The following is a 22327-nucleotide window of genomic DNA, read 5'->3' as shown; positions in this document are numbered from 1 at the left end:
TTATCTATAAGCTTTATGAACACAAAATAAAAAAAATTACATTCTATGGACGATAGTGAATTAAATAGCCTTCAATTAACTATTATTGATTCAAGCCTCTATATTAAATTTAGGCCATTGAGGTACACACTTTATGTTGTTTGTTTTTTATTATTTTTTTTATTTTTTCGTCCAAAGTCAAGAACTTCCGATCACGTTAACCCTAGTGTAATAGAACTTTTTAATCTAAACCCAAGGATTTTTTTTGCTGCTTTTATTTTCTTTGTAATCATTGCAGGAGTATTATACGCATATACAAAGAATTACAAACGAAAAGGCACATTAGAAATTTCTTCAGATTATTTACGAATTACATCAAACGATGGGATTTCAAATTTTTATCCAATTAATGAAATTGAAAATTTCAAGATTTCGAGAGGCTCAACTTTGCATTATGCTCATAAAGAAACAGTACCTCCTGAAACAAATGACAGCTGGCTTTTTTTTAAACACAATTCAATTGAGCACAAATATGAATTCATGATATCTTGTAAAAATGAAAATACAAGATTTGAAGAAATGGTTCAAATTCTTAGAAAAAAATATGCTAAATTTTACTACGAATCCATTTAGTAAAATACAATCGTCAATTAAAAACTGATTTAATAATTACCCAAGATGATAAAAATAGACAACCCAGCATTTAACTACGACAAATACGGAAATAAATATTCAACTTATAGACAAACAGATGAACGCATAGCGGAATATATTTATAAACAATTGGAGGACGCTAAAACAATTCTTAATGTTGGTGCTGGTGCCGGATCCTATGAACCACCTGATAAATACATTATCGCAGTAGAACCTTCATCAGCCATGCGTGAACAACGAATGAAGTATCAAAAAGTTCCGGCTATTATCGCATCTGCTGACCAGCTTCCATTTGATGACAACTCCTTTGATGCTGCAATGGCAATGATCACCATTCATCATTGGCCGGATATAGAAAAAGGGCTGCAAGAATTAAGAAGAGTTGCAAGACAGCAAGTCATCGTCATGACCTTTGACCCGGATCAACTTGATCAATTTTGGAATGCAGCATATTTTCCTAAAGTTATTGAAGTTGAAAAAGCACGCTATCCAACCATTGATTTTATTAAAAGGGGGCTTGGTGGCAATTGCAAGGTTATTCCTATACCCATCCCCTTAGACTGTAAAGATGGCTTTCAGGAGGCCTTTTATGGCAGACCTGAGGCGTTTTTGGAACCTGAAGTAAGATTATCCCAATCTGCCTGGGGTTTTATCCCAAACGAAGTACAGGCAGAACTTGTGGAACGATTAAAAATGGATTTGGAAAACGGGAATTGGGATAGAAAATATGGTCATTTTAGAACACAAGCCTATTTTACTTGTGCCTTAAGACTTATAGTTTCAACTCCTTAATAAAATAATCGTTGATAAAAATCATCGTGTTTTTAAATTCGGTTTGATGTTAAAAATAATCCAGTGGATCCCTAAAAGCTCAAACAACAGACACAAACATCATTTTATACAGAAATATTGAATCTTTTGAAAATTTAGTATTATTTTCAGACAATTAATCAACTTTTTTATTGTTGTAATAAAACCTTTTAATCGTTCCTCAAAGTATAGAGGTTCTTAAATAATAACTATTAAAATTCTCCAATGATGACAACATTAAAAAATATTTCTACATCCGCTTTAATTGTACTAGCCTCATTGTACCATGCAAGTGGACAAAGTAATGCACTAGCTGATACCTATCTGCAGCAAGCAATCGAATTTAGGAAAACCATGAAACCTGACAGTGCCATAGTTTATTATGAAAAAGCATCTGCCGAATTCAATAAACAAGGGAACATTGAAAAATTAATAGACTCATATAATCAAATAGGAATTATTTTAACGAGGCAAGATCAATATGAACTTGCTAAAACCTATTTAAATAAGGCTTTATCAACGGGACTTTCAACACTTGATGCAAATAATCTGGACATTGCAACGACGTATATTAGCTTGGGCGTCATTTATAATGCGGAAGAAAATTACGAACAGTCCTTAATTTACCATTACAAAGCGCTCAACATTAGATTAATTAAACTTGGAGCAAACCATGCCGACGTGGCAACGAGTTATGGCAACATAGGCAATGTCCATCGCAACAATAAAGATTATGATCTATCCATTGATGCACATTTAAAGGCACTATCGATCAGGGAAAAAGTCTTTGGACCAAACAGCGCAGAAATTATTGAATCTTATGTAGGCCTTGGGAATACCTATAGAGAGTCTAAAGAATTTGATACTGCATTGGAATATTTTGAAAAAGCATTAAAAAATAAAATCATTCAACGCGGTGAGGAACATAAGGATTTGGTAAAATTTTATAAATACATCAGCGATGTGTGCTATTTGAAAGGAGACCAATTGAAAGGTGACGAATATAAAACCAAATACAAAGAAATCGAACAGAAATCACAATAACATAGCTATTTTATAATAATGGTAACTGATACCAGTGTCGTTAAGAAAAATGAAATGAGTATTAATAAGTAATCCAAGTTTTGATTTTTAAAATTTAATTTACAGAATTTGAATTCAGTAAATCAAATTGAGTATACAGTAAACCCATCCCCAACCTTTCCCTTGAAAATGGAAGAGAGCAAGTTTCAATTTTGGCAATAGTTAATGGATTTCCCTCAATTTTCATTTTATTTAGTTAAATCAATTACTTGAACTGTTGATTAACTTTGAATTTTTAAATTGAAAAGTACGAACTAATTATTGAATCAAGTTGAAATTAGAAATTTATATCTAAAGCGATTTATTCACTTTAATTTGATAAACTACCCTATTCAATATCAACCAATTCTTAAAATAATATTGCGACTTATAAACCCAAAAACCATGAAGTCATAATTTCAATAACCCTTGAAATAATTATTAGTCATGGCGTATAAAAACAAAAATCAGTATTAAATTTGTGATGCTAACTTCTAAAAAGCTTCTAATATTCAAAAAAACATAAAAATTATAATGAACTTGTTTGATATTCTGCCACCATATGTATTATCAATACTGGCTTTTGCCGGTACCTACTGTTTGATTTTTGCTTATTACAAGCAATATCATGTGCAGATTGTTATGAAATATGGCTATGAAACAACCGGGACTGTAGTTGACACTTACAAAGACCCATGGAATAAAGAATCGGTTTGTTTAGTGGTAGATTATATTGCGAAGACTGGAACTGGAGGAATATTCAAATATTACTCAAATGGTTATCCACTACCCTGCCCTTATGAAATTGGTCAGGAAGTAAAAATCTGGATTAAACCCGATAAACTTAGGTCAACAGGAAGGGCAGCATTAGAGGATGAACAACCCGGCAAATTGCCTATTATTTTATTCAGTTGTGGCCTTGTTATGTGTCTTATGAGCTATCCTGAAATTATTCGCCGTATATTTAATTTATTGCTAAATAATGTAACTGTTTAGGTCTTAGCCCTGTAGGGGCGACCCATATTTTGCGACGGATAAAATCCGTCGTACAAGTTAAAAGTTTAATGTTTTTGGCGGCATTTTTGCCTGATTTTTTGCAAAAATGATGACAAAAACAAACCTATTTTATTGTTACCTGAATAGTGTCTAAAAAATACAAAAATTTATTTTTTTGACTTGGCATTTTACTGTGAAATTGAAATTAGATTTAGAAAAGAAAGTACTAAGTAATGGAAAGTGAGATAAATAATGTTTTAACATTTCATACAAGCACAACATTTAAAAAAATGGAAGCAAAAGGAATAAAATACGAATTCAATGCAATGCCTTGGAAATACTCAGGTCCTGCTGGTTGGGTATTTGTTTCCCTTCCCGATCAAATGTCTAAAGAAATTAGAGATACTTTCAAGAACGAAGAAGAAGGTTGGGGACGACTTAAGGCAATAGCAAAATTAGGTAATACGGAATGGCAAACCGCCATATGGTTTGACTCAAAAATGAACACTTATTTATTACCCTTGAAATCTGAAATTAGAAAAAAAGAAAAAATAGATCTAGGTGAAATTCTAAATCTGACGATATGGATATAAGCATATAGAAATTTATCTTTTGATTTAATTAAAAGACCCAGTTTGAATCAAGATTCTAGACGCTCCAGATGGAACAAGTGCAATCTGTACCCAAACGATAATTAAAAAGATTACTTCTTCTTAACAGTAGTTGCTTTCGCCTTCGCTGTCACTTTAGGTTTAGCCGCAGCTTTTGGCTTGGCTGTTGTGGTCTTCGCTTTAGCTGCGGATTTTGCCCGTACTTTCTTTTCAAAAGCTCCAGGAATTTGGGCTTCGATCATCTTTTTAAAATCATCAATTCCCATGGTTGCAGCAATCTCAGAAGTCACTTTTTGATCATTGAATTTTGGAATGGGTAGTATTTTTTTACCAAATTTAATATATGGTCCCCATCGTCCATTTTCTACACTTATTTTTTCATCAACCCAATTATGAATATATCGATTTGACTCTTTAACTTCTTTCGCATCTATTAATGGAATGGCTTCTTCCATGGTTATGGTATCTAAATTAATCCGCCTTGGTACATTGATAAACATACCATTCCACTTGATGAAAGGGCCGAATCTTCCTTTTCCTTTTGTGATTGGAAGCTCTTTATAATATCCCATAGGAGCATCTTCTGCTTGCTTACCTTGAATTAATTCAATGGCAGATTCCAAACTTAATTCCAAAGGATCCATGCCTCTCGGTATAGAAATAAATTGTTCACCAAATTTGACATATGGACCAAATCGACCTGCGCCTATAATTACGGGTTGTCCTTCATGTTGTCCAAGATCTTTTGGAAGCTTGAATAAATCCATGGCTTCTTCGAAAGTGATGGTCTCCATGTTTTGACCTTGTCGAAGATTGGCATATCGGGGTTTTTCATTTTCATCCAGTTCATCAATATCACCGATCTGAACTACAGGACCAAAACGGGTTAACTGTACGATCAATTTCCGCCCTGACACTGGATCAAGCCCCAGATCTCTGCGTCCACGTGCTCGCTCACCTTCTTCCATGACTTTAGCGACACCTTTGTGAAATGGCCAATAAAACTCATCGATCATTTTCACCCAATTGCGCTTACCATCTGCTATTTCATCAAAATCTTTTTCAATTTCTGCTGTAAATCCATAGTTCATGATTTCTCCAAAATGATTGGACAAGTAATCGGTAACGATCATTCCAATATCAGTTGGATATAATACATTTTTTGTGGCACCCGTGTTTTCTGTTTCTTTGCTCGATTTGATTTTGCCATCTTGCAATGTCAACATATTGTATTCTCTGATCACCCCTTCCCTGGATTCTTTGACAACGTATCCGCGTTCTATCTCCATGATTTTACTAATGGTCGGAGCATACGTAGATGGTCGACCAATTCCCAACTCTTCCAGTTTTTTAATCAAACCTGCTTCAGTATAACGAGCCGCTGATCTGGTAAATCGCTCTGTAGCTGTAATGACTTTATTCGGTAATTTGTCATTCACCTTAAGTGGCGGCAACATTCCAGCTTGTTCATCATCTTCCTCATCAGAAGATTCAATGTATAATTTCAAAAATCCATCAAACAACAATACTTCACCTTCAGCAACAAAATGGAATTGTTTGTTTTTAGAAATACCAATATTAACTTCTGTTTTCTCTAATTCCGCTGGCGACATTTGTGAAGCCATGGCACGCTTCCATATTAATTCATAGAGTTTTTGTTGATCTGTAGTGTCTCCGGCATTCCTAATATTCATATATGTAGGACGTATGGCTTCGTGGGCCTCCTGAGCATTACTATTCTTGGTTTTATATTGTCTTGTGTTTACATATTTTTCTCCAAACAAATGGTTGATTTCATCTGCCATGGACTGCAATGCGCCTACACTTAAACTGGTAGAATCTGTACGCATATAAGTAATATGGCCTTCTTCATAGAGCTTTTGTGCAGCTGACATGGTTCGATTCACCCCAAATCCCATTTTACGGCTGGCTTCTTGTTGAAGGGTTGATGTTGTAAAAGGAGGTGCCGGATATCTTTTTACAGGTTTAACTTCAATATTCTCTACTTTGTATTCTGATCCAATACACGACTCGAGGAATTGCTGCGCGTCCTTGTTCGTGTCGAACCGACTATTTAATGTAGCCTTTAATAACACATCCTGATTATCTTTTTTTACCAAGAAAGTACCATCCACTTTGTAATAAGCCGAACTATTAAAGTCCTGGATTTCTCGTTCACGATCTACTACTAACTTAACAGCTACAGATTGTACGCGACCTGCGGAGAGTTTATTTTTGACCTTTCGCCACAATACTTCTGATAATTCGAATCCTACCAATCTGTCCAGTACCCTTCTTGCTTGTTGGGCATTGACCAAATCAAGATCCACAGTTCTTGGGGCTTTGACCGCAGCTTGAATAGCTGTCTTTGTTATTTCTCTAAATACAATACGCTTAACGACTTTTGGATCTAGACCCAATACTTCACACAAATGCCACGATATGGCTTCTCCTTCTCGGTCCTCATCCGTCGCTAACCACACTTCATCTACTTTATTTACCCAATCCTTTAACTCCTTGACTACCTTAAGTTTATCTGGCGAAACGATGTAGCTTGGCTGAAATTCATGTTCAATATCTATTCCCTTTGATCCTTTCTCAAGATCTCTGATATGGCCATATGAAGACTTCACTTTGAATTCATTACCTAAGAATTTTTCAATCGTTTTCGCTTTTGCTGGTGACTCTACTATGAGGAGTTTATTAGCCATATTTTGGATACTGGTATTTAAAAATTGCGGCAAAGCTACATATTTTTATCAAATCAAAGTTTTTCTATATGGAATCACACTTGAAGATCAACTCATTAGACATAAAAAATCAGGTAAAACCCTTAGAAATACCGAAGTGAAAAACAAATTAATCCAAATTTAGAAGATAAATTTTTTTTTCATTCGGCATTACACCTAAATATATTGAACTAAAGTATAAATCACAATGGTGTAACATTTACTTCAACACGTCAACCTTTATCATGGATGAATGTCCTAAATCGTCCATAATCATAAAAATATGGACTCCTTTTGAAGGATTAATACTGATTTGATGCTGACCCTTCGTCTCTCCAATATAAGTTTCATCCATGAACCATTGAACAGTGGCCAGAGGATCACGATGTGTAGCTTTAAATACCACATCTCGCTCTTGGTTTTTCAAATCTATGGGCGTCACTATTTGGGCACCCTTATCAGGATAAATAAATGCTAATGGGCTCGATCCGTTGATTTGATTCGTTAAACAATCGAATCTGTAAGCTGGAATTTGAGGTAATTCAGGATGCCCTAATTTGTAAAAATATTCAATGGTCGGAGGCAACATATAAAAACTGGAATCAATGATATACTGTTCACAAGTTCTATATACTTGATATTGACCTAAAGTATCTAGATGCAAGGTTTCATGAAAGGGACATTGTTTTGATTTTAGGCAAGGAGTTGGAACAAATAAAGAATCAATGTCTTTACAATTTGGATTAGGCAAAAATCCAGATTGACGACAAAGACCTGTAAACTTCAAATCATCATATGGAATTTCAAGCTCCTTGGTATTCGGCAAAGCTTCCATAATATCAAACATTAATGGTGCCGCAACATGCGCACCTATTAATCCGGGTCTTGACATTCCATTCGAATTTCCAACCCAAACAACTACGGTGTATTGCGGTGTTATACCAACACACCAGGCATCTTTATATCCAAATGATGTACCGGTTTTCCATGCGATACCATGATTGTTTTTTTTACCATCGGATAAAGAGCTACCACTCATGGTATTAAACATATTGTAAATGGATCCAACAGAAAATACCGGTGGAGCTTGAGTTCTATCTATACCATTTTTTTGTTCTCCTAATAAAATGGACAATTGATAAGAATCAATATCGGGATAGGTGTTTTTTGTGTTAGCAAATTGGTTATTGGTGTTAGCTAGATAAGAGTACGCCCATGCTAAATCTTTCATGTTGATCTCAGCCCCTCCTAATATTAATGACAATCCATAATCATCAGCAGGGCGAAACAAATTAGAAAATTTAAGTTTCTTCAAGATTAAATAAAAAGCTGGTATGCCATAATCTTTTAACAACAAAACACTCGGAACATTTAAGGATTTTTGAATGACATCTATGCCACTTGCTAATCCCTGATATTGACGTGAAAAATTCTCTGCACGAAATCCATTGATTAAAATGGGTATATCAGGAATGACTGAACATGGGGTTATTAAACCTCGATCCATTGCAGCTGCATACAATAATGGCTTCAGGATACTACCGGAACTTCTTGGGGTATTCACCATATCTACCATTGTGTTTGCAGTCTGTTTTGCCGAATCACTATCCGTTGAATTTCCTAAATAAGAAATAATTTCTCCCGTATTGTTATCAACTACCAAAACGGCAAGATTATGAATCTCATTCTGCAAAAGTTGCTTATGAACATCTCTTGATTTTTGTATTACATCATTCTGTATGCGATCATCAATAGTTGAATTAAAAATATATTTCTTAGGATATTTTTGAATTAAATATTCCAACAAATGAGGTGCACTTTTCGGTAGTGGATTAGGCTTATCCGGTAAGGGCTCTAATAATGCCAATTCATATTCTTCTGAAGATATAATTTTTTTATGTTGTAATTTGTTCAATAATTGATCACGCTTTATTTTGAGCAAACTTCTATTTCGATTAACATGTAACATGGATGGTTGATTAGGTAAGACCGCTAGCAATGAAGCTTCTGCCCAGCTCAGATCCAATACATCCTTACTGTAATATCTCCACATTGCAGATTCTATTCCTACTACATTCGAACCGTAAGGAGCTAATTGAGAATAGAAAAACAAAATCTTCTTTTTAGAATACAAAAATTCAAGTCCTGTTGCCAGCCATGATTCAATGATTTTATTGATTATCGTACGTTGATTGGTCTTTAAAGCTAAACGCACCACTTGCATAGTGATCGTACTACCTCCGCTGACAATTTTTCGCCTTGTAATATTCTTATACAATGCCTGTATTATTGCTATTGGATCGATACCTAAATGATAAAAAAATCGTTTATCTTCGAACACAGTTACTGCTTGAATATAAGACTCTGGCAATGCTTGCCTCACTGGAAATCGCCATTGCCCATCCTTAGCAACTTTTGCTCCCAATAGTACACCATTTCGATCATAGAGCACCGGAGAATAACTTACTTCATCAAATAAATAATGAGCACCAATAATGGAACCAAACCACAATAGAAAAAATCCTATAATGACAATTTTCAACAAACTCATTTATTGAGTAAGCTATTTACTCGGACTTATGCGCACACTACCACTTCTAACCCTTGCATATGCGGTTGGATCATACATAGCAGAACAATACATTTCCGGTGCCAGATAAGTCCCGGCATAGACAGCTGTTAAAGGAATACTGACATTAAGAACTTCACTGGTATTCAAATTAAAATAATGCATAATTCGATCATCTCTAAAATCTTGATATGCTATTTTATTATGGATTGAATTAAGACCGCCAATTCTTGAATTATTGATTTCAAATCCAGATGGAAAAACAGTCGTCAATGCTAAATTGTGCAAAGCCCCCAACGACCCATCATGAGAAACCCTTATCTGCGCTTCAACATCAGCACCTGCAATAAGTTTATCCAAATCGACTGGCTTCCCATTCTTGTCCACATATGACACTTGAATTTTAATCACTTTGGAAATATTTGTTTCTGCAACACTGACAGATTTTCCACTTTGAATAATATCAACAGAAACAGCTATTGAAGAATTATTAGTAAAATGAAATACTTGTGATTCCTCCGACTTAAAATCTACATCATAAACAGAATATTTGCTGCTAATATCTTTTTTATCACCGTTCCACTCGTAACTAAATTTCATTTCGGAACTAGCTTTATTGAAACTATTAATTTTAGAAGCAGCTAGTAACAACATTCCCATTTCTTGAGTTGATAAATAAGAACGGTTTGTAATACGTTTACTTATTTTACTTAATATTTTTGAAGCATCAGATCGACGATCTAATCCGGTAAGAACTAATGCTATAATAGCTTCATCTCTATTGTTGGAACCATATGAAATATAATCATCTCTATATACACCTATTGTTTCCTTCAATCCTGAAATGATTTTAGTTGCAATATCTTTTTTGTCACCCAATGCATAAGCTCCTGCTAAACACCAAGTCGTCATATCACTTCTACCATCCAATGCATTTAAACGATTCATAGCACTCCAATCGGGCTTCCCATAAAGCGATAGAGTATAAAGTCTATAAGCATGAATAAATTCGTAATCATTATAATCATAATATTGTGATTTGTTTTTATACAAGTCACGTGAATAATTTCGAGCTAATTTTGATTGATATGCATACCATGATTTCAACATGTCTTCTGGTACTTGGTAGGCATTATTCTTCGCTTCAATTAAAAAATGTCCAACATATGAACTGGCATAATCAGAAGCTTCATTATCTCCTGGCCAATATGAAAATCCACCATCTCTTAATTGAAAGGATTGCAACTTATTAATTGCTTGTTGAACATGATCGGCAGCATGTTTCTTCTGATCTAAAGTCAATTCCATAAACTGATTTAAAAACAATTGAGGAAAGGCAGCAGAGGTTGTTTGCTCAACACATCCATGTGGATATTGTAGTAATTGATCAATATAACTTGAGACTTTTAAACCAGCTAAACTTGATACACTCATCTTGACTTTTCTAGTACCTTCCATGCCATAAGGTTGGATTTTTTCATTTATTGTAGCACCTGGTTCCAGCCAATAAGATTTGACTTCTTGTGTAATTGGATTGGGATTATCTACAAAAAAAGTTACCTTATTTTGGGCTTGAAATGAACCACTTTTTACAACCGCTTCTACACTACTCGCTCCTATTTTCGAATTGGCTTTGGCATTAAAATATATGGTTTGATCACCAGGTCGATTAAAAGAAATCGTTCTTGAACGGTCACCAACAATTTCTATTTGACCTGATGTCTTTAAGCTTACCTCTACATTTTTAATATTGTTTTCAGAAACAAAAACAGTTACCGGAACTTGCAATACATCATTAATTGCTACAACTCGAGGAAAAGTCAATTGTGTCATTAACTCTTTTTTCACAGGAACCGTTTTCTCTGAAGAACCGTATGCTTCTGTATTATTTGATATGAGCATAACTCTGACAGATCCTACATAATTTGAAATGGTAAACTTGTGTTTGCGTTTTTCGCCGGACTTTAATATTTGTGGTTCTGTTTTTAACACTACCGGTTTGAATCGTTGCAATTTCGCAATGTTTTCCGTCGACATTGCCTGATCACCACCAATGCTAAACATTTTTGAAAATCCTTCGCCCAATTCACCTATTATTTGATCATAATTATCCCATGTCATCAACGTTAATGCTTCCTTCTGAAATAAATCTGAATAAGGATTTGGTGTTGTAAATCTTGTCAATCCCAATAAGCCTTCATCAACTATAAAAAGTTGATATGCCATGGTCCTATTGGATTGTTCACTGACTTCAACTTCAAAGGATTCCTCGGGCCTGAACAAATCCGAACAAGAGATGACTGGATTTAATTTAAGTGATTTGTCTTCAACTTTGATCGATATCACACCATACATTCTCAATGGAAGATCATTCTTCAATCCACTTGCTGGTTGAATGAAACTAACATCAAGATAGACATTGGGCATCATTTCCTTGGTAATGTCTAATTCAAAAAATGTTCTTTCTTTACTAGCTCCAACTTGATAATGTTTTAAAATTCTATTCTCCCGAATTACAGAAATAATATAATTCCCTTGTGACGCTCCGGGTAAAGAGATAACAGCTTTTTCCCCTACTTGATACTCAGGTTTATCAGATGTAAAATTCAAAATAGAAATAAACTCTTTTGACTTATCATTTTCATCATATGGATAACCGGTATAAAAATAATCTCCCGCAGAATAATCATTTTGGGTGTTCGTCGCTTTGATAAAATACCGACCATAATTTTTTAAATTATAAACCACTGTAGCGATACCGTTTTGATCCGTTGTTACTTTTTTAGACTCTATTAATTTTCTAAAATCATTGTGTGAATATTGTCCACTGTAATTCCTGACTTCATACCACCATTCCCATCTAACATCATATAAGTCTATGGTCAATGTTCTATTCGCTACAGGTTTACCCGTAGAAGATAAAGCCACAAATTGCACACTTTGATCTTCGTTCAAATTGAGTCTATTACCATAGTCAGAATGCGGCATCTTAACACCCACATATTCATTGAATGGCGAAATTTCCTTTACGTAATAATCTGTACTCATATCCCCTCCCGGGTCAAACACCCTTGAAGTAAATGTGCAAGCTACTTTCCCATTTAACAACTCTTTATCCAGGTTTTGATAATTAATAGTAGTTTGACCATTTGCATCCAAGGTTCCTTCAAAAAGTGTAGCTGTTCCTGAAACATGGCTTTTCTCAGGATCTAAAAACACGTAGTCTGTAAATGTTTTGAATTTAGGTGATACAACAGAATAAGTTAAATCAACTTTTGCTTTCATTTTAGATGCTGGATTTCCAAATAACCAACTAGCAGTCAATGTACCCCCATTGTTGGATTCACTATTCAAATCATCTTTAAGGACCCAATCTACTTTGAAACGATTGGGTTTTATGGTTTCGATATTTAATCTTTTTTCAAAAACTGAAAGCCCAACTGTTATCGTTGCAGTATATGCTCCAGTTATAGCATCATATCGCGTAGGTATCTTAAATGAATACAATCCAAACAAATGATTTGACATCCACTCTGAATACACAACCTGGCCTTTAGGGTTTTTAACTTTTAATTGAATTGGAAATGTCTCTGGAATAGCTATATCTTTTTGAGCTAATATACAATTTAAATAAATGGTATCTCCTGGTCGCCATACACCTCTTTCTGTATAGATTGATGCCTTCATTCCGGACTTAGATTTTATTCCACTGACATCGAACTCACTTAAAGATAAAGAGGTACCTTCGTTCAATTTTAAGTAAGCAAAGTTTTTACCATTTTTAGCAACTACATATCTTGCTTGCTGTTTCATATCAGGCATCACGATACCCTTCCCATCCGTTTTTGAGGTGCCTAATATTTGTAATTGATTATCATAAAAAATAACTTCACTTCCAGACACTGGTTTACCATCTAAGATGTTGTTGACCATAACAAAAGACTGTCCGCCATCTGCAGATGTTTTTGCAATCATGGCAATATTTGAAGCCAATAAAATTCTTCTTGCAAAATTTTGTGCACAATAATATGAAGGACAGCAAGGATCATCATTATTATAACAATACTCTTCACTTGGATCTCGATCATATTCATAATTTCCCCATGGACTCCAAATGGATTTAAATTCTTCAGTACCGGAAAAATCATCATAAGAATTCATGGTAAGCTCTTTTTTTTCCTTAGCACATGTATAATTGGAATACTGTGGTTTAAATGCTATTCTGATTTCATACATGGCTCCCGGTTCAGGTTCGATCATTTTCCTCAAATCCAATCCATACCGCTTCCAGGTGTTTCTATTGGAACCTTGACCTTCATTATCAAGTATCAAAGTTTGTTGATGAATGATTCTTCCTAATTTAACCATATTATATACATCATCCTGATATTCCGAATGCATATTATACAATACATTATTCGAAAATATTTTAAATATTTCAATATCTACTTTATTTAAATTGATGGCTTCAAAAGAATACCTAACATCATCTACATAGGGCAAGATATTTCCATCTGATACAAATCTTACTTTAGGTTTTTCCTCATTGAAATTAAATTGATATTCAAATTGAGTTCCCAAAGGAATACCTTTTTCACTTGAAAGTTTTGAATCAAGAATAAGGGACCCAGCTGAGCTTAGCCATGAATCTGAAAGATTAATGAGTAATAAATCATTTTCCCTTTTAACATCAAATTTAGCTGAATCGGGTTTGATTAAAACTAAACCATTTAAGTCTTGATTCTGATTCAAAGGATCAGAAAAATAAACTTGTAACATTTTACCATTATTGGTCCCATCATCCACCCCGGTTACTGTAAAGGAACCTTTTGCCGGCACTGTGAATAATTGCTGCTGTTTATTCGCTTTAAACTCTGGTTTTTCATACCAAATCACTTCTAATGGATAAGATGTTGTACTTCTTTCAATATTGGTAAATGAAATTAAATACTCATTACTAACATTTGGTCTGCTTGTAATTGATGTTTGAATTTTGTTGTTCCCTTCGTTTTTTAATTCAAAAATTGCATTGAGTTCAGCTTCACTTATTGGATCTGTTGTGTTGATTACGCCTTCCAATTTCATACGATCGACTTGGCTTGGATCATACCTCAAGAAGCCTAAATTTACATTCACTTCAATTGGAGCAAAAATAACATCAAACTTTAAAGTTTGGATAGAATCGGGAATCTCTTTAAAAATCTTTTTAAGATTTACTTCAACCTTATAGACTTGATCCGAAACAATATTTTTTTGATCTGGAATAAAAAGCAATGTAAATTCATTTTGCCACTTTATTTCTCCGGCTAAATGAGGTGAAAGGCTAACGATATCATTGGTTACTGCATTATTGATTTGATCCTCCTTTACAGCTGGTCTATTAAATAATATCTTTATGGGCTCAGATCGTTTAATAGCATTAGCTGTAAAACCATTTACATATTCTTTATAAGCATAAGGATTACTTTTAATATCCGTAGTTTTAGTTTTACCACAACCAATGCTAATGATAACAAAGATGTACAACCAAAATAATTGACTCACTTGATTCAGTATTTTCATATTTTATATTTGAGAAATTTTCAACATCATTTCAATAAATAAATCTTCAGGATTAACATTATGTACATCTACACCCTTAGATTTTAAATCATACTCCTTTAAGATGTGGATAGCCTGCAGAATGGATTCATTATTATAGTTTTTTGCTGCTTCCCTGTATTCCTTTACAAAAGTCGCAAAAGGAATTTTAAGCAATGCCATTAACTCAGCATCAGATTTTTGAATATTCGTTTTAGTCAACCAAATTTTTACGAAGTGATTAAATAAAGTTACTATAGTTGGAATCAATGGGTTGTTCTTAATGTAAATGGCCATATTTCTAGCTATCAGATACATTTTTCTTTTATCTCTTGAAGAAATAACTTTTGTCAATTCATAAATATTATACTCCTTACTAATACCAATTTGATCCGTTATGATGTCTATGGTAATTTTTTCATTGGGTTTAATATTTACTTTTAACTTCTGAAGTTCATTATCAATTTGACTGAGATCATTTCCTATATATTCGGCCATCAATGTTGCAGCCTCAGGTTCCAATTTCAGTTGATATCTGGAAGCTTGACTCGTAATGAATGATGGTAAATGATTGTCATAAATGGCTTTTGATTCAAAATAGACCGTTTTTTCTTTTACGGTTTTAACCCAAGCCGATCTACCATCCGGCTTTTTGTTTTTGTAGGCTATAATTAGTGTAGTAGTTGGGACTGGAGTTTTAAAATAGGAATCCATGACTTCCCAATCCTTAATATCCTGTGCTTCTTTAACCAATATGAGTTTTCTGTCTCCCATAAATGGAAACTGTCTGCAGGATTCCAAAATTAATTTTATGGGCGTATCCTTCCCATAGACCACTTGCAAATTAAAATCTCGTTGTTCCAAAGGAACCAAAGATTGTTCTGCTTCATCCATAATACTATCAATAAAATAAGGTTCTTCACCAGTTAAAAAATAAATGGGTTTGGCTTGACCTTTAGATATATCTTTTAAAATTTCATTATAATCCATGTACTTCCTTTCTTAACGCTTCTAGTCCGTAAAATTAACCTTCCAAACCGTATCTTCGCACTTTCTTTTAGAATTCTTATGAATAAAAAACTTATTTTAATAACCAATGATGATGGCATTTTGGCACCAGGCCTTAAAGCCTTAGTAAATATTGCTAAAAAACATGGTGAAGTGGTTGTGGTAGCTCCTAATTCTCCCCAATCAGGTATGGGTCACGCGATTACCATAAATCATCCATTGAGACTACACAAAATTGAGGCGTTCGAAGGTATTGAAGCATATGAATGTACCGGCACACCGGTGGATTGCGTTAAATTAGCAAAAAATGTCTTGCTAAAAGACCGCAGCATCGATCTATGTGTCTCAGGTATTAACCATGGATCCAATGCATCAATCAATATTATTTACTCAGGAACTATGTCAGCAGCTATGGAAGCATCCATGGAACAAATTCCATCCATTGGATTTTCATTAATGGATTTCGCTTTTGATGCTGATTTTGGACCTTGTTCCGAATTTGTTGATTATATCATTGAGTCAGTTCTAAAAAATGGTATAAAAAATGGAAATCTACTGAATGTAAATATTCCTAAACTGGCAAAAAATGAAATTAAAGGAATTAAAGTTTGCCGACAGGGCGAAGGAACTTGGGTAGAAGAATTCAAAGAAGGAAAAGATCCCAGAAATGAAACTTACTACTGGCTTACAGGACAATTTAAATGTGAAGATGAAGGAAATGACACTGATTTATGGGCCCTGGAAAACGGATATATAAGTATTGTACCATCTGGCCATGATCTGACTATATATCCTGCACTAAAAACCAATACCCACCTCGAAAAATAATTACTATGCGATTTCAACCAAATAGCAAATATAATTCGGTTTTAACTGGCATTATAGTTGGCCTTTTATTGCCTTTTATAGGTTATGCTATACTTCTACTTATTTATGACCAGATCGACACCTGGATATTAGAAAATTCAGAAGGTGTACAAGGAGATTTTAGAGAAAGAACCATAGGTCTCATTGCCATTATACTCAATGTATTGCCACTCCAATACTTTTATAAAAAATATTGGGATAATGCTATGCGAGGCATCGTGTTTCCTACTTTAATATTTGTTGGTTTATGGATGTACTTGTATGGTTTTGAATTATTAAATTTATAATGTCTAAAAAAATTTACATTATAGCAGGTGAAGCCTCGGGTGATCTTTATGGTTCTCAATTGGTGTCCGCCGCTAATAAAATAAACCCAAACATCATTTGGCAAGGTTGGGGAGGCGAAAAACTCAAATCTGAAAAAGTAAATATTGATGTTCGATATGAAGATGCGAACTTTATGGGATTCATTGAAGTGGCCAAAAATATTTTAAAAATATTAAGTCTATTTCGCCTTACCAAAAAGAAAATAATAGCATTTAAACCAGATGCTATTTTACTCATTGATTATCCGGGATTCAATTTAAGGATGGCTAAATGGGCTAAGAATAGAAACATCCCGGTTTATTTTTTTATCGCACCTCAAGTCTGGGCGTGGAAAGAAAGCAGAGTTGAAACTATCAGAAACTGCATTACCAAATTATTCATCATATTGCCATTTGAAAAAAAATATTTTGAAGACCATCATGTAAAAGCTTTTTATTTCGGTCATCCTCTAATGAATATCATCCAAAATAGAATTCAGGATACGAATTTTAAAACATCACAAAATTTCACCAACAAGCCCATATTAGCACTACTTTCCGGCAGTAGATTGCAAGAGATTGAAATCATGCTTCCCGTTTTTCTAGAAGCCGCAAAACAAAAAAGCAATTACCAAATTGCCATTGCAGGATTAATTCAACATAAACATGTTTATGAAAAATGGTGCCATAAGTTATCGGTGGATTGCCATATTATTTTCAACAACACCTATTCATTGCTTCAAATCGCAGATCTTGCTTTGGTAACTTCAGGAACAGCCACTCTGGAGACCGGTTTATTTGGCGTGCCTCAAATCGTTTGTTACAAAGGAAATGCATTGTCCTATCAAATTGCAAAAAGACTTATAAAAGTTAAATATATAAGCCTTGTTAATTTGATTATGGATAAACAAATTGTTCCAGAATTAATTCAAGACGACATGAATTCCACCCGGATTTTAGAAGAAATATTAAAACTAGAGCAAGCCAATTATAAATCCGATATGCAAAACAATTATAAATTTCTTCATCAAAAATTATATTTCCCGGATACATTTGAACGCATAGCTCAAGAATTATTAAAAGATATATAGCTTATTGGTAAACCTGACTACCGAGTTTCAATTAAAAATGTAAGTTGATTCAATAATTTTTGATTATTCATGTTATCATTCCATTTATTATACTTATTTGACAGATAAATAAAAATCCAATCCATTAACTAGATAATGTTCAATAAAGCTTAACTTTGCTATAAAGCTGGCTATACATTTTAATCTGGAAGCTAAGCCTGTGGCATGAAACAAGTTTTAATACTATTTATTGTTTTCTTCATACATCCGAACCTTTGGTCTCAATGCATCCCACCCTATACTTTAAACATTACAGATGCACCCGTATTATGCAGCTTAAGCCAACTCAATGGTATGACATGCTCGCTTGTTCCCTTCTCAAATTTTGGAAAATGCACTTTATGTAAAAATCAATTTGCAAAAAATATTAGTTGGTGGTCATTTATTGCTGAAGGTGGACCTGCAACTATAACTATAAATGTTGGAAACTGCACTAGAGGTAATGCCATGATGGCAGGATTAAATGAATCAGAAGAATGTGGTAATAATCCATTATGTGAAACAGCATTCTCACAAGGTCAAATTAGATTAAACTCAAACCTAGTAGCCTGCAAAATATATTACCTATGGGTTAGTGGATATCCGGATGAAGCTGATTGTGAATTTACAGTTAGCACAACTGGAAAAATTAATGCCCCCCCTGTCCCAACATTAAATAACATTAACAATTCAACAAACAAAATAATATCCATTTGCGAAGGAGTATGTGAATTTCCAATTTTTGTAACGCCCAAAGGCAGTGGCTGTATTACAGAATACTCATGGACTTTAAACGGTGAGGATTTATTCATCAAAGCAAATAATTTGATTTTAGATTTTCCAAATTCAGGTAACTTTCAAATTTGTGCTACAGGATATATTGGCTCCCCTGAAAAAAATATTTGTCAAACCATTGGACCAGAATGTGCAACAATAGCGGTAAGAAAATTAAATCAAAAAACCGGACCTGACAGATATCTTTGTTCAGAGTTGATTCCTTATGAATGGCACGATCAGCTGATATTAAAAAATTCAGTTTATACAGCTCATTTGACTCAGAAAAATTGTTGCCCTTATGACTCAGTTGTAAGATTTATTATTTTACCCAAACCTATACCTGCTGAAATAATTCATATAGGTCAATCAAATTCAGAATACTTCATAGATCCAATTACAAAAATAAAATACGATTATTGTCAATCAAAGAACACCATAGATTTACCCAATGTTACAAAGCCCTACCAATGTGATAGTTCCTATTTATTGACGACTTACTTTCTAAACCTTAGTTCGGACATCAAACTTGAATGTCATGAAGATTATAAAGAACTGAAATTTAATGTTAAAAACTCAAGTCCATCATGTGGTATTGAACCCATACTTGATTACCAATATCATTGGTATTTAAAATCAGATACTTTAAAACATAGTATTGGAACTAATGAATATTTACGTGTTGAAAAAAATGAGGATTATTGCATAACACTTTCAGTCAATGTCAAAATTGAACAAGCAATAAAAAAATTCACTTTTGATTATTGTGAACAACTTACAGAAATCACATCAGATTTATCAGGAGGAACGCTAACTTATGACAAATCCTCAGCCTGCATTAATGGAGAGTCCCTGTTTAGAATTTTACTTCCAAATCAAGAAACAAAAAAATCATATCTCTGGAAAGTTACCAATGGCGACATCATTTCTCCATTACCTGACTCAAGCGATCAAATTCAAGTTAAGTGGCATGGTGCAGAACAAAATTTTGGTGAAGTTTGTGTCGTCGCAAATCAACTTTGTGAAATCTCTCCATTGTATTGTCAAAAAGTATTTTTTAGATCCATCATTGAGCCATTAGCCTGCAATAAAAACATTCAAAAAGGACTTAATGGGTCATTAATTGGAACAGCTCATTCTGGAACCTGGCAATTAATTAAAGGTCCTGGTATTGCCATTTTCGAAACTCCAAATAAATTTGTTACTACTGTACAAGTATCTAAATATGGTATTTATCATTTCAAATGGTCCTATGTTGAAAATGAATGTATTCACATTGGCATAACAAGCATTTTATTTTCAAGAAAATAACAAACTTAGATATGAGTTTTTGGAAAAGAATTACCGGACAATATAAAAACAGAACTGAGGATATTCATAACCTACAATCGGAATTAGATCTTAGCGCACTAGAGCAGGAAGAAATTGGACTAATCAACCAATTAAAATCATTTGAGTTATTCAAAGATGGCTCAAACCATAAATGCGAAAATCTATTAATAAAAAAAGAATTAATTGGGAACCAATTTTTATTCGATCATTCTTTCATGATTCATCATGGCAAATCAGCATCACACTACAATCAATCCGTCTTTTTCTTTGATTCAAAAGAACTAACACTTCCTCAATTTTACCTAAGACCAGAACATTTTGGTGATAAAATGTTATCATGGTTCGGCTGGAAAGATATTAATTTTAGTACGCACCCTGAATTTTCAGATCGATTCAAATTAACAGGGGAATATGAAGAAATTATCAGGTATTATTTTGATGAAAAAGTATTGAACTTTCTCAATCATCAAAAAAATATTTATATCGAAGGGATGAATTATTACTTAATCATATACACTTTTAACGAATTAATTAAGCCGTCAGACTATCCCTTATTTACCAAATTTTGCAGGATGATGTATGCTTTATTTTTACATCGATCAAAAACAAGTGAAGAAGACTTTACAGTAACAGCAAGCAATTAAATCTCCCTATTTTGATAAAAAATCTTGACTGAATTTTGCATCTGATGGTTTCATTTTTCCACTGACGACCAATCTAAATTCTCTTCGTACAGCAGCCTCATCAAACAATTTTTTTTCTGCTTCGGTTTCAGGTATTGCCTGAGGTATCATCTTCGGCTTCATGGTTCGCTCATCCAAGGCCACAAACGTAAAAAATGCTTGATTTGATTTGCGGGCAGTATGTTGTAAGATTCCTTTAGTAAACACCTCAATAAAAATCTCTAGCGAGGTGTGAAATGTTCTTGATACACATGCTTTAATGGTTACTATATCGCCCAATTTAATAGGCTCCTGAAATGTAATGTGATCTACCGATACGGTTACTACATAAGCTCCACAGTGCTGACTAGCACAAATAGCTGATGCTATATCCATCCACCGCATTAAGTTTCCACCCATTAAATTTCCCAAAGCATTTGTATCATTTGGCATGACCAATTCATTCATTTCAGTTCTTGAATCAGCTATTTTTCGAGATTCCAATTCCATGTTTTATACTTTTTGTACTTGTTCCAAACAAACTTGACAAATGATGAATAAAAATTTCCTTAACTTGTTCAAATTCGATGGGTTTTCCTAATTCTTTTTCCATAGAAGTTACGGATTTATCTTCAGCTTCAATCCCGCATGGAATGATATAATCAAAATAATTGAGATCGGTATTTACATTTAAAGCCAAACCATGCAATGTCACCCATCTACTTAAATGAACGCCGATGGCACATATTTTTCTTGGCTTTGTAGATTCTATATCTACCCAAACACCCGTAAAATCTTTTATGCGACCTCCCTTAATACCAAAATCACCAATCGTCATTATGACGGCCTCCTCTAAATATCTAACGTATTTATGCACATCAGTGAAAAATTGGTCTAAATCCAAAATAGGATACGCAACTAACTGACCCGGACCATGGTAAGTGATGTCTCCCCCTCGATTGATCTTTTGAAATTGTGCTTCAATGTGACCTAAGTCATCTTGTTTCAATTTCAAATGTTCTTGCTTCCCAGAAGTTCCTAAGGTAAAAACGTGGGGATGTTGAACTAGAATCAAGGTATTATTGACAGGTTGGTGGTCTAAATCCAATTGCCTTTTTTGACTTATCAAGCTTTTATGGTAATAGGATTGCAATTCAAAAGCCTCATTGTAGGACATAAACCCAAGATCCAATACATCCAAAGTTCTAATCAAAATGTTAAGATTTGTGGATTTTTAAATAAAATGGAATAAATCCTCATAAAAATAGTAAATTTGAATT

Annotated in this window: 16 protein-coding genes; 10 read left to right on the top strand and 6 right to left on the bottom strand. The window is 33.9% G+C overall.

The genetic code is table 11. From position 1 onward, the window contains the following. Positions 1-45 precede the first annotated feature (45 nt). From IPK88_14060 to IPK88_14040, 5 genes are all read left to right on the top strand, one after another. A complete protein-coding gene (locus IPK88_14060) occupies positions 46-612 on the top strand; it encodes a hypothetical protein (protein MBK8244548.1) in 567 nt (188 codons plus the stop codon). A gap of 45 nt (positions 613-657) precedes the next feature. Further along, positions 658-1425: a class I SAM-dependent methyltransferase gene (locus IPK88_14055; protein MBK8244547.1), complete on the top strand. Its 768-nt coding sequence runs from the start codon at positions 658-660 to the stop codon at positions 1423-1425. A 243-nt stretch (positions 1426-1668) separates the two neighbouring features. Continuing rightward, complete coding sequence (locus tag IPK88_14050) at positions 1669-2487, top strand: tetratricopeptide repeat protein (protein MBK8244546.1); 819 nt, start codon at positions 1669-1671, stop codon at positions 2485-2487. A 552-nt stretch (positions 2488-3039) separates the two neighbouring features. Then, positions 3040-3501 (top strand): hypothetical protein, encoded by a 462-nt coding sequence (locus IPK88_14045; protein MBK8244545.1) that lies wholly within the window; start codon positions 3040-3042, stop codon positions 3499-3501. Positions 3502-3791: 290 nt separating this feature from the next. Continuing rightward, positions 3792-4094: a DUF1905 domain-containing protein gene (locus IPK88_14040; protein ID MBK8244544.1), complete on the top strand. Its 303-nt coding sequence runs from the start codon at positions 3792-3794 to the stop codon at positions 4092-4094. 110 nt (positions 4095-4204) lie between these two features. On the opposite strand, the gene topA is transcribed toward IPK88_14040, so the two are convergent. From topA to holA, 4 genes are all read right to left on the bottom strand, one after another. Next, on the bottom strand, positions 4205-6823 hold the full coding sequence (gene topA / locus IPK88_14035) for a type I DNA topoisomerase (GenBank protein MBK8244543.1): 2619 nt from the start codon (positions 6821-6823) through the stop codon (positions 4205-4207). A gap of 238 nt (positions 6824-7061) precedes the next feature. Next, complete coding sequence (pbpC, locus tag IPK88_14030) at positions 7062-9392, bottom strand: penicillin-binding protein 1C (GenBank protein ID MBK8244542.1); 2331 nt, start codon at positions 9390-9392, stop codon at positions 7062-7064. Positions 9393-9404: 12 nt separating this feature from the next. Continuing rightward, positions 9405-14972, bottom strand: coding sequence for a hypothetical protein (locus IPK88_14025; GenBank protein MBK8244541.1), 5568 nt, complete (start codon positions 14970-14972; stop codon positions 9405-9407). Between the two features lie 3 nt (positions 14973-14975). Beyond that, on the bottom strand, positions 14976-15980 hold the full coding sequence (holA, locus tag IPK88_14020; protein ID MBK8244540.1) for a DNA polymerase III subunit delta: 1005 nt from the start codon (positions 15978-15980) through the stop codon (positions 14976-14978). A gap of 78 nt (positions 15981-16058) precedes the next feature. Between holA and surE the strand changes: the two genes are divergently transcribed. The 5 genes from surE (at position 16059) to IPK88_13995 (ending at position 21029) form a co-directional block, all read left to right on the top strand. Continuing rightward, positions 16059-16826 (top strand): 5'/3'-nucleotidase SurE, encoded by a 768-nt coding sequence (surE, locus tag IPK88_14015; protein MBK8244539.1) that lies wholly within the window; start codon positions 16059-16061, stop codon positions 16824-16826. A gap of 5 nt (positions 16827-16831) precedes the next feature. Then, on the top strand, positions 16832-17152 hold the full coding sequence (locus IPK88_14010; protein MBK8244538.1) for a hypothetical protein: 321 nt from the start codon (positions 16832-16834) through the stop codon (positions 17150-17152). Next, positions 17152-18261, top strand: coding sequence for a lipid-A-disaccharide synthase (lpxB, locus tag IPK88_14005; GenBank protein MBK8244537.1), 1110 nt, complete (start codon positions 17152-17154; stop codon positions 18259-18261). The genes IPK88_14010 and lpxB overlap by 1 nt, the downstream gene beginning before the upstream one ends. A gap of 204 nt (positions 18262-18465) precedes the next feature. Next, on the top strand, positions 18466-20364 hold the full coding sequence (locus IPK88_14000; protein ID MBK8244536.1) for a hypothetical protein: 1899 nt from the start codon (positions 18466-18468) through the stop codon (positions 20362-20364). 11 nt (positions 20365-20375) lie between these two features. Beyond that, positions 20376-21029 carry a hypothetical protein gene (locus IPK88_13995; protein ID MBK8244535.1) on the top strand — a complete coding sequence of 218 codons (654 nt, stop codon included), beginning with the start codon at positions 20376-20378 and terminating at the stop codon, positions 21027-21029. A gap of 6 nt (positions 21030-21035) precedes the next feature. Here IPK88_13995 and IPK88_13990 read toward each other — a convergent pair whose 3' ends face one another. Further along, positions 21036-21557, bottom strand: coding sequence for an acyl-CoA thioesterase (locus tag IPK88_13990; GenBank protein ID MBK8244534.1), 522 nt, complete (start codon positions 21555-21557; stop codon positions 21036-21038). Next, a complete protein-coding gene (gene lipB / locus IPK88_13985; protein MBK8244533.1) occupies positions 21529-22224 on the bottom strand; it encodes a lipoyl(octanoyl) transferase LipB in 696 nt (231 codons plus the stop codon). Before lipB ends, IPK88_13990 begins: the two co-directional genes overlap by 29 nt. Positions 22225-22327 lie beyond the last annotated feature (103 nt).

It is taken from the genome of Candidatus Defluviibacterium haderslevense, from assembly GCA_016712225.1.
GTDB lineage: Bacteria > Bacteroidota > Bacteroidia > Chitinophagales > Saprospiraceae > Vicinibacter > Vicinibacter haderslevensis.
The sequence above is the reverse complement of the archived record's forward strand: the minus strand, read 5'-3'. Positions and strand labels throughout refer to the sequence as shown.

Excerpts from the sequence above, each read along its gene's own strand:
- IPK88_14060 (MBK8244548.1), top strand. The coding sequence starts at position 46 with ATGGACGATAGTGAATTAAATAGCCTTCAATTAACTATTATTGATTCA.
- IPK88_14055 (MBK8244547.1), top strand. The coding sequence starts at position 658 with ATGATAAAAATAGACAACCCAGCATTTAACTACGACAAATACGGAAAT.
- IPK88_14050 (MBK8244546.1), top strand. The coding sequence starts at position 1,669 with ATGATGACAACATTAAAAAATATTTCTACATCCGCTTTAATTGTACTA.
- IPK88_14045 (MBK8244545.1), top strand. The coding sequence starts at position 3,040 with ATGAACTTGTTTGATATTCTGCCACCATATGTATTATCAATACTGGCT.
- IPK88_14040 (MBK8244544.1), top strand. The coding sequence starts at position 3,792 with ATGGAAGCAAAAGGAATAAAATACGAATTCAATGCAATGCCTTGGAAA.
- topA (MBK8244543.1), bottom strand. The coding sequence starts at position 6,823 with ATGGCTAATAAACTCCTCATAGTAGAGTCACCAGCAAAAGCGAAAACG.
- pbpC (MBK8244542.1), bottom strand. The coding sequence starts at position 9,392 with ATGAGTTTGTTGAAAATTGTCATTATAGGATTTTTTCTATTGTGGTTT.
- IPK88_14025 (MBK8244541.1), bottom strand. The coding sequence starts at position 14,972 with ATGAAAATACTGAATCAAGTGAGTCAATTATTTTGGTTGTACATCTTT.
- holA (MBK8244540.1), bottom strand. The coding sequence starts at position 15,980 with ATGGATTATAATGAAATTTTAAAAGATATATCTAAAGGTCAAGCCAAA.
- surE (MBK8244539.1), top strand. The coding sequence starts at position 16,059 with ATGAATAAAAAACTTATTTTAATAACCAATGATGATGGCATTTTGGCA.
- IPK88_14010 (MBK8244538.1), top strand. The coding sequence starts at position 16,832 with ATGCGATTTCAACCAAATAGCAAATATAATTCGGTTTTAACTGGCATT.
- lpxB (MBK8244537.1), top strand. The coding sequence starts at position 17,152 with ATGTCTAAAAAAATTTACATTATAGCAGGTGAAGCCTCGGGTGATCTT.
- IPK88_14000 (MBK8244536.1), top strand. The coding sequence starts at position 18,466 with ATGAAACAAGTTTTAATACTATTTATTGTTTTCTTCATACATCCGAAC.
- IPK88_13995 (MBK8244535.1), top strand. The coding sequence starts at position 20,376 with ATGAGTTTTTGGAAAAGAATTACCGGACAATATAAAAACAGAACTGAG.
- IPK88_13990 (MBK8244534.1), bottom strand. The coding sequence starts at position 21,557 with ATGGAATTGGAATCTCGAAAAATAGCTGATTCAAGAACTGAAATGAAT.
- lipB (MBK8244533.1), bottom strand. The coding sequence starts at position 22,224 with ATGTCCTACAATGAGGCTTTTGAATTGCAATCCTATTACCATAAAAGC.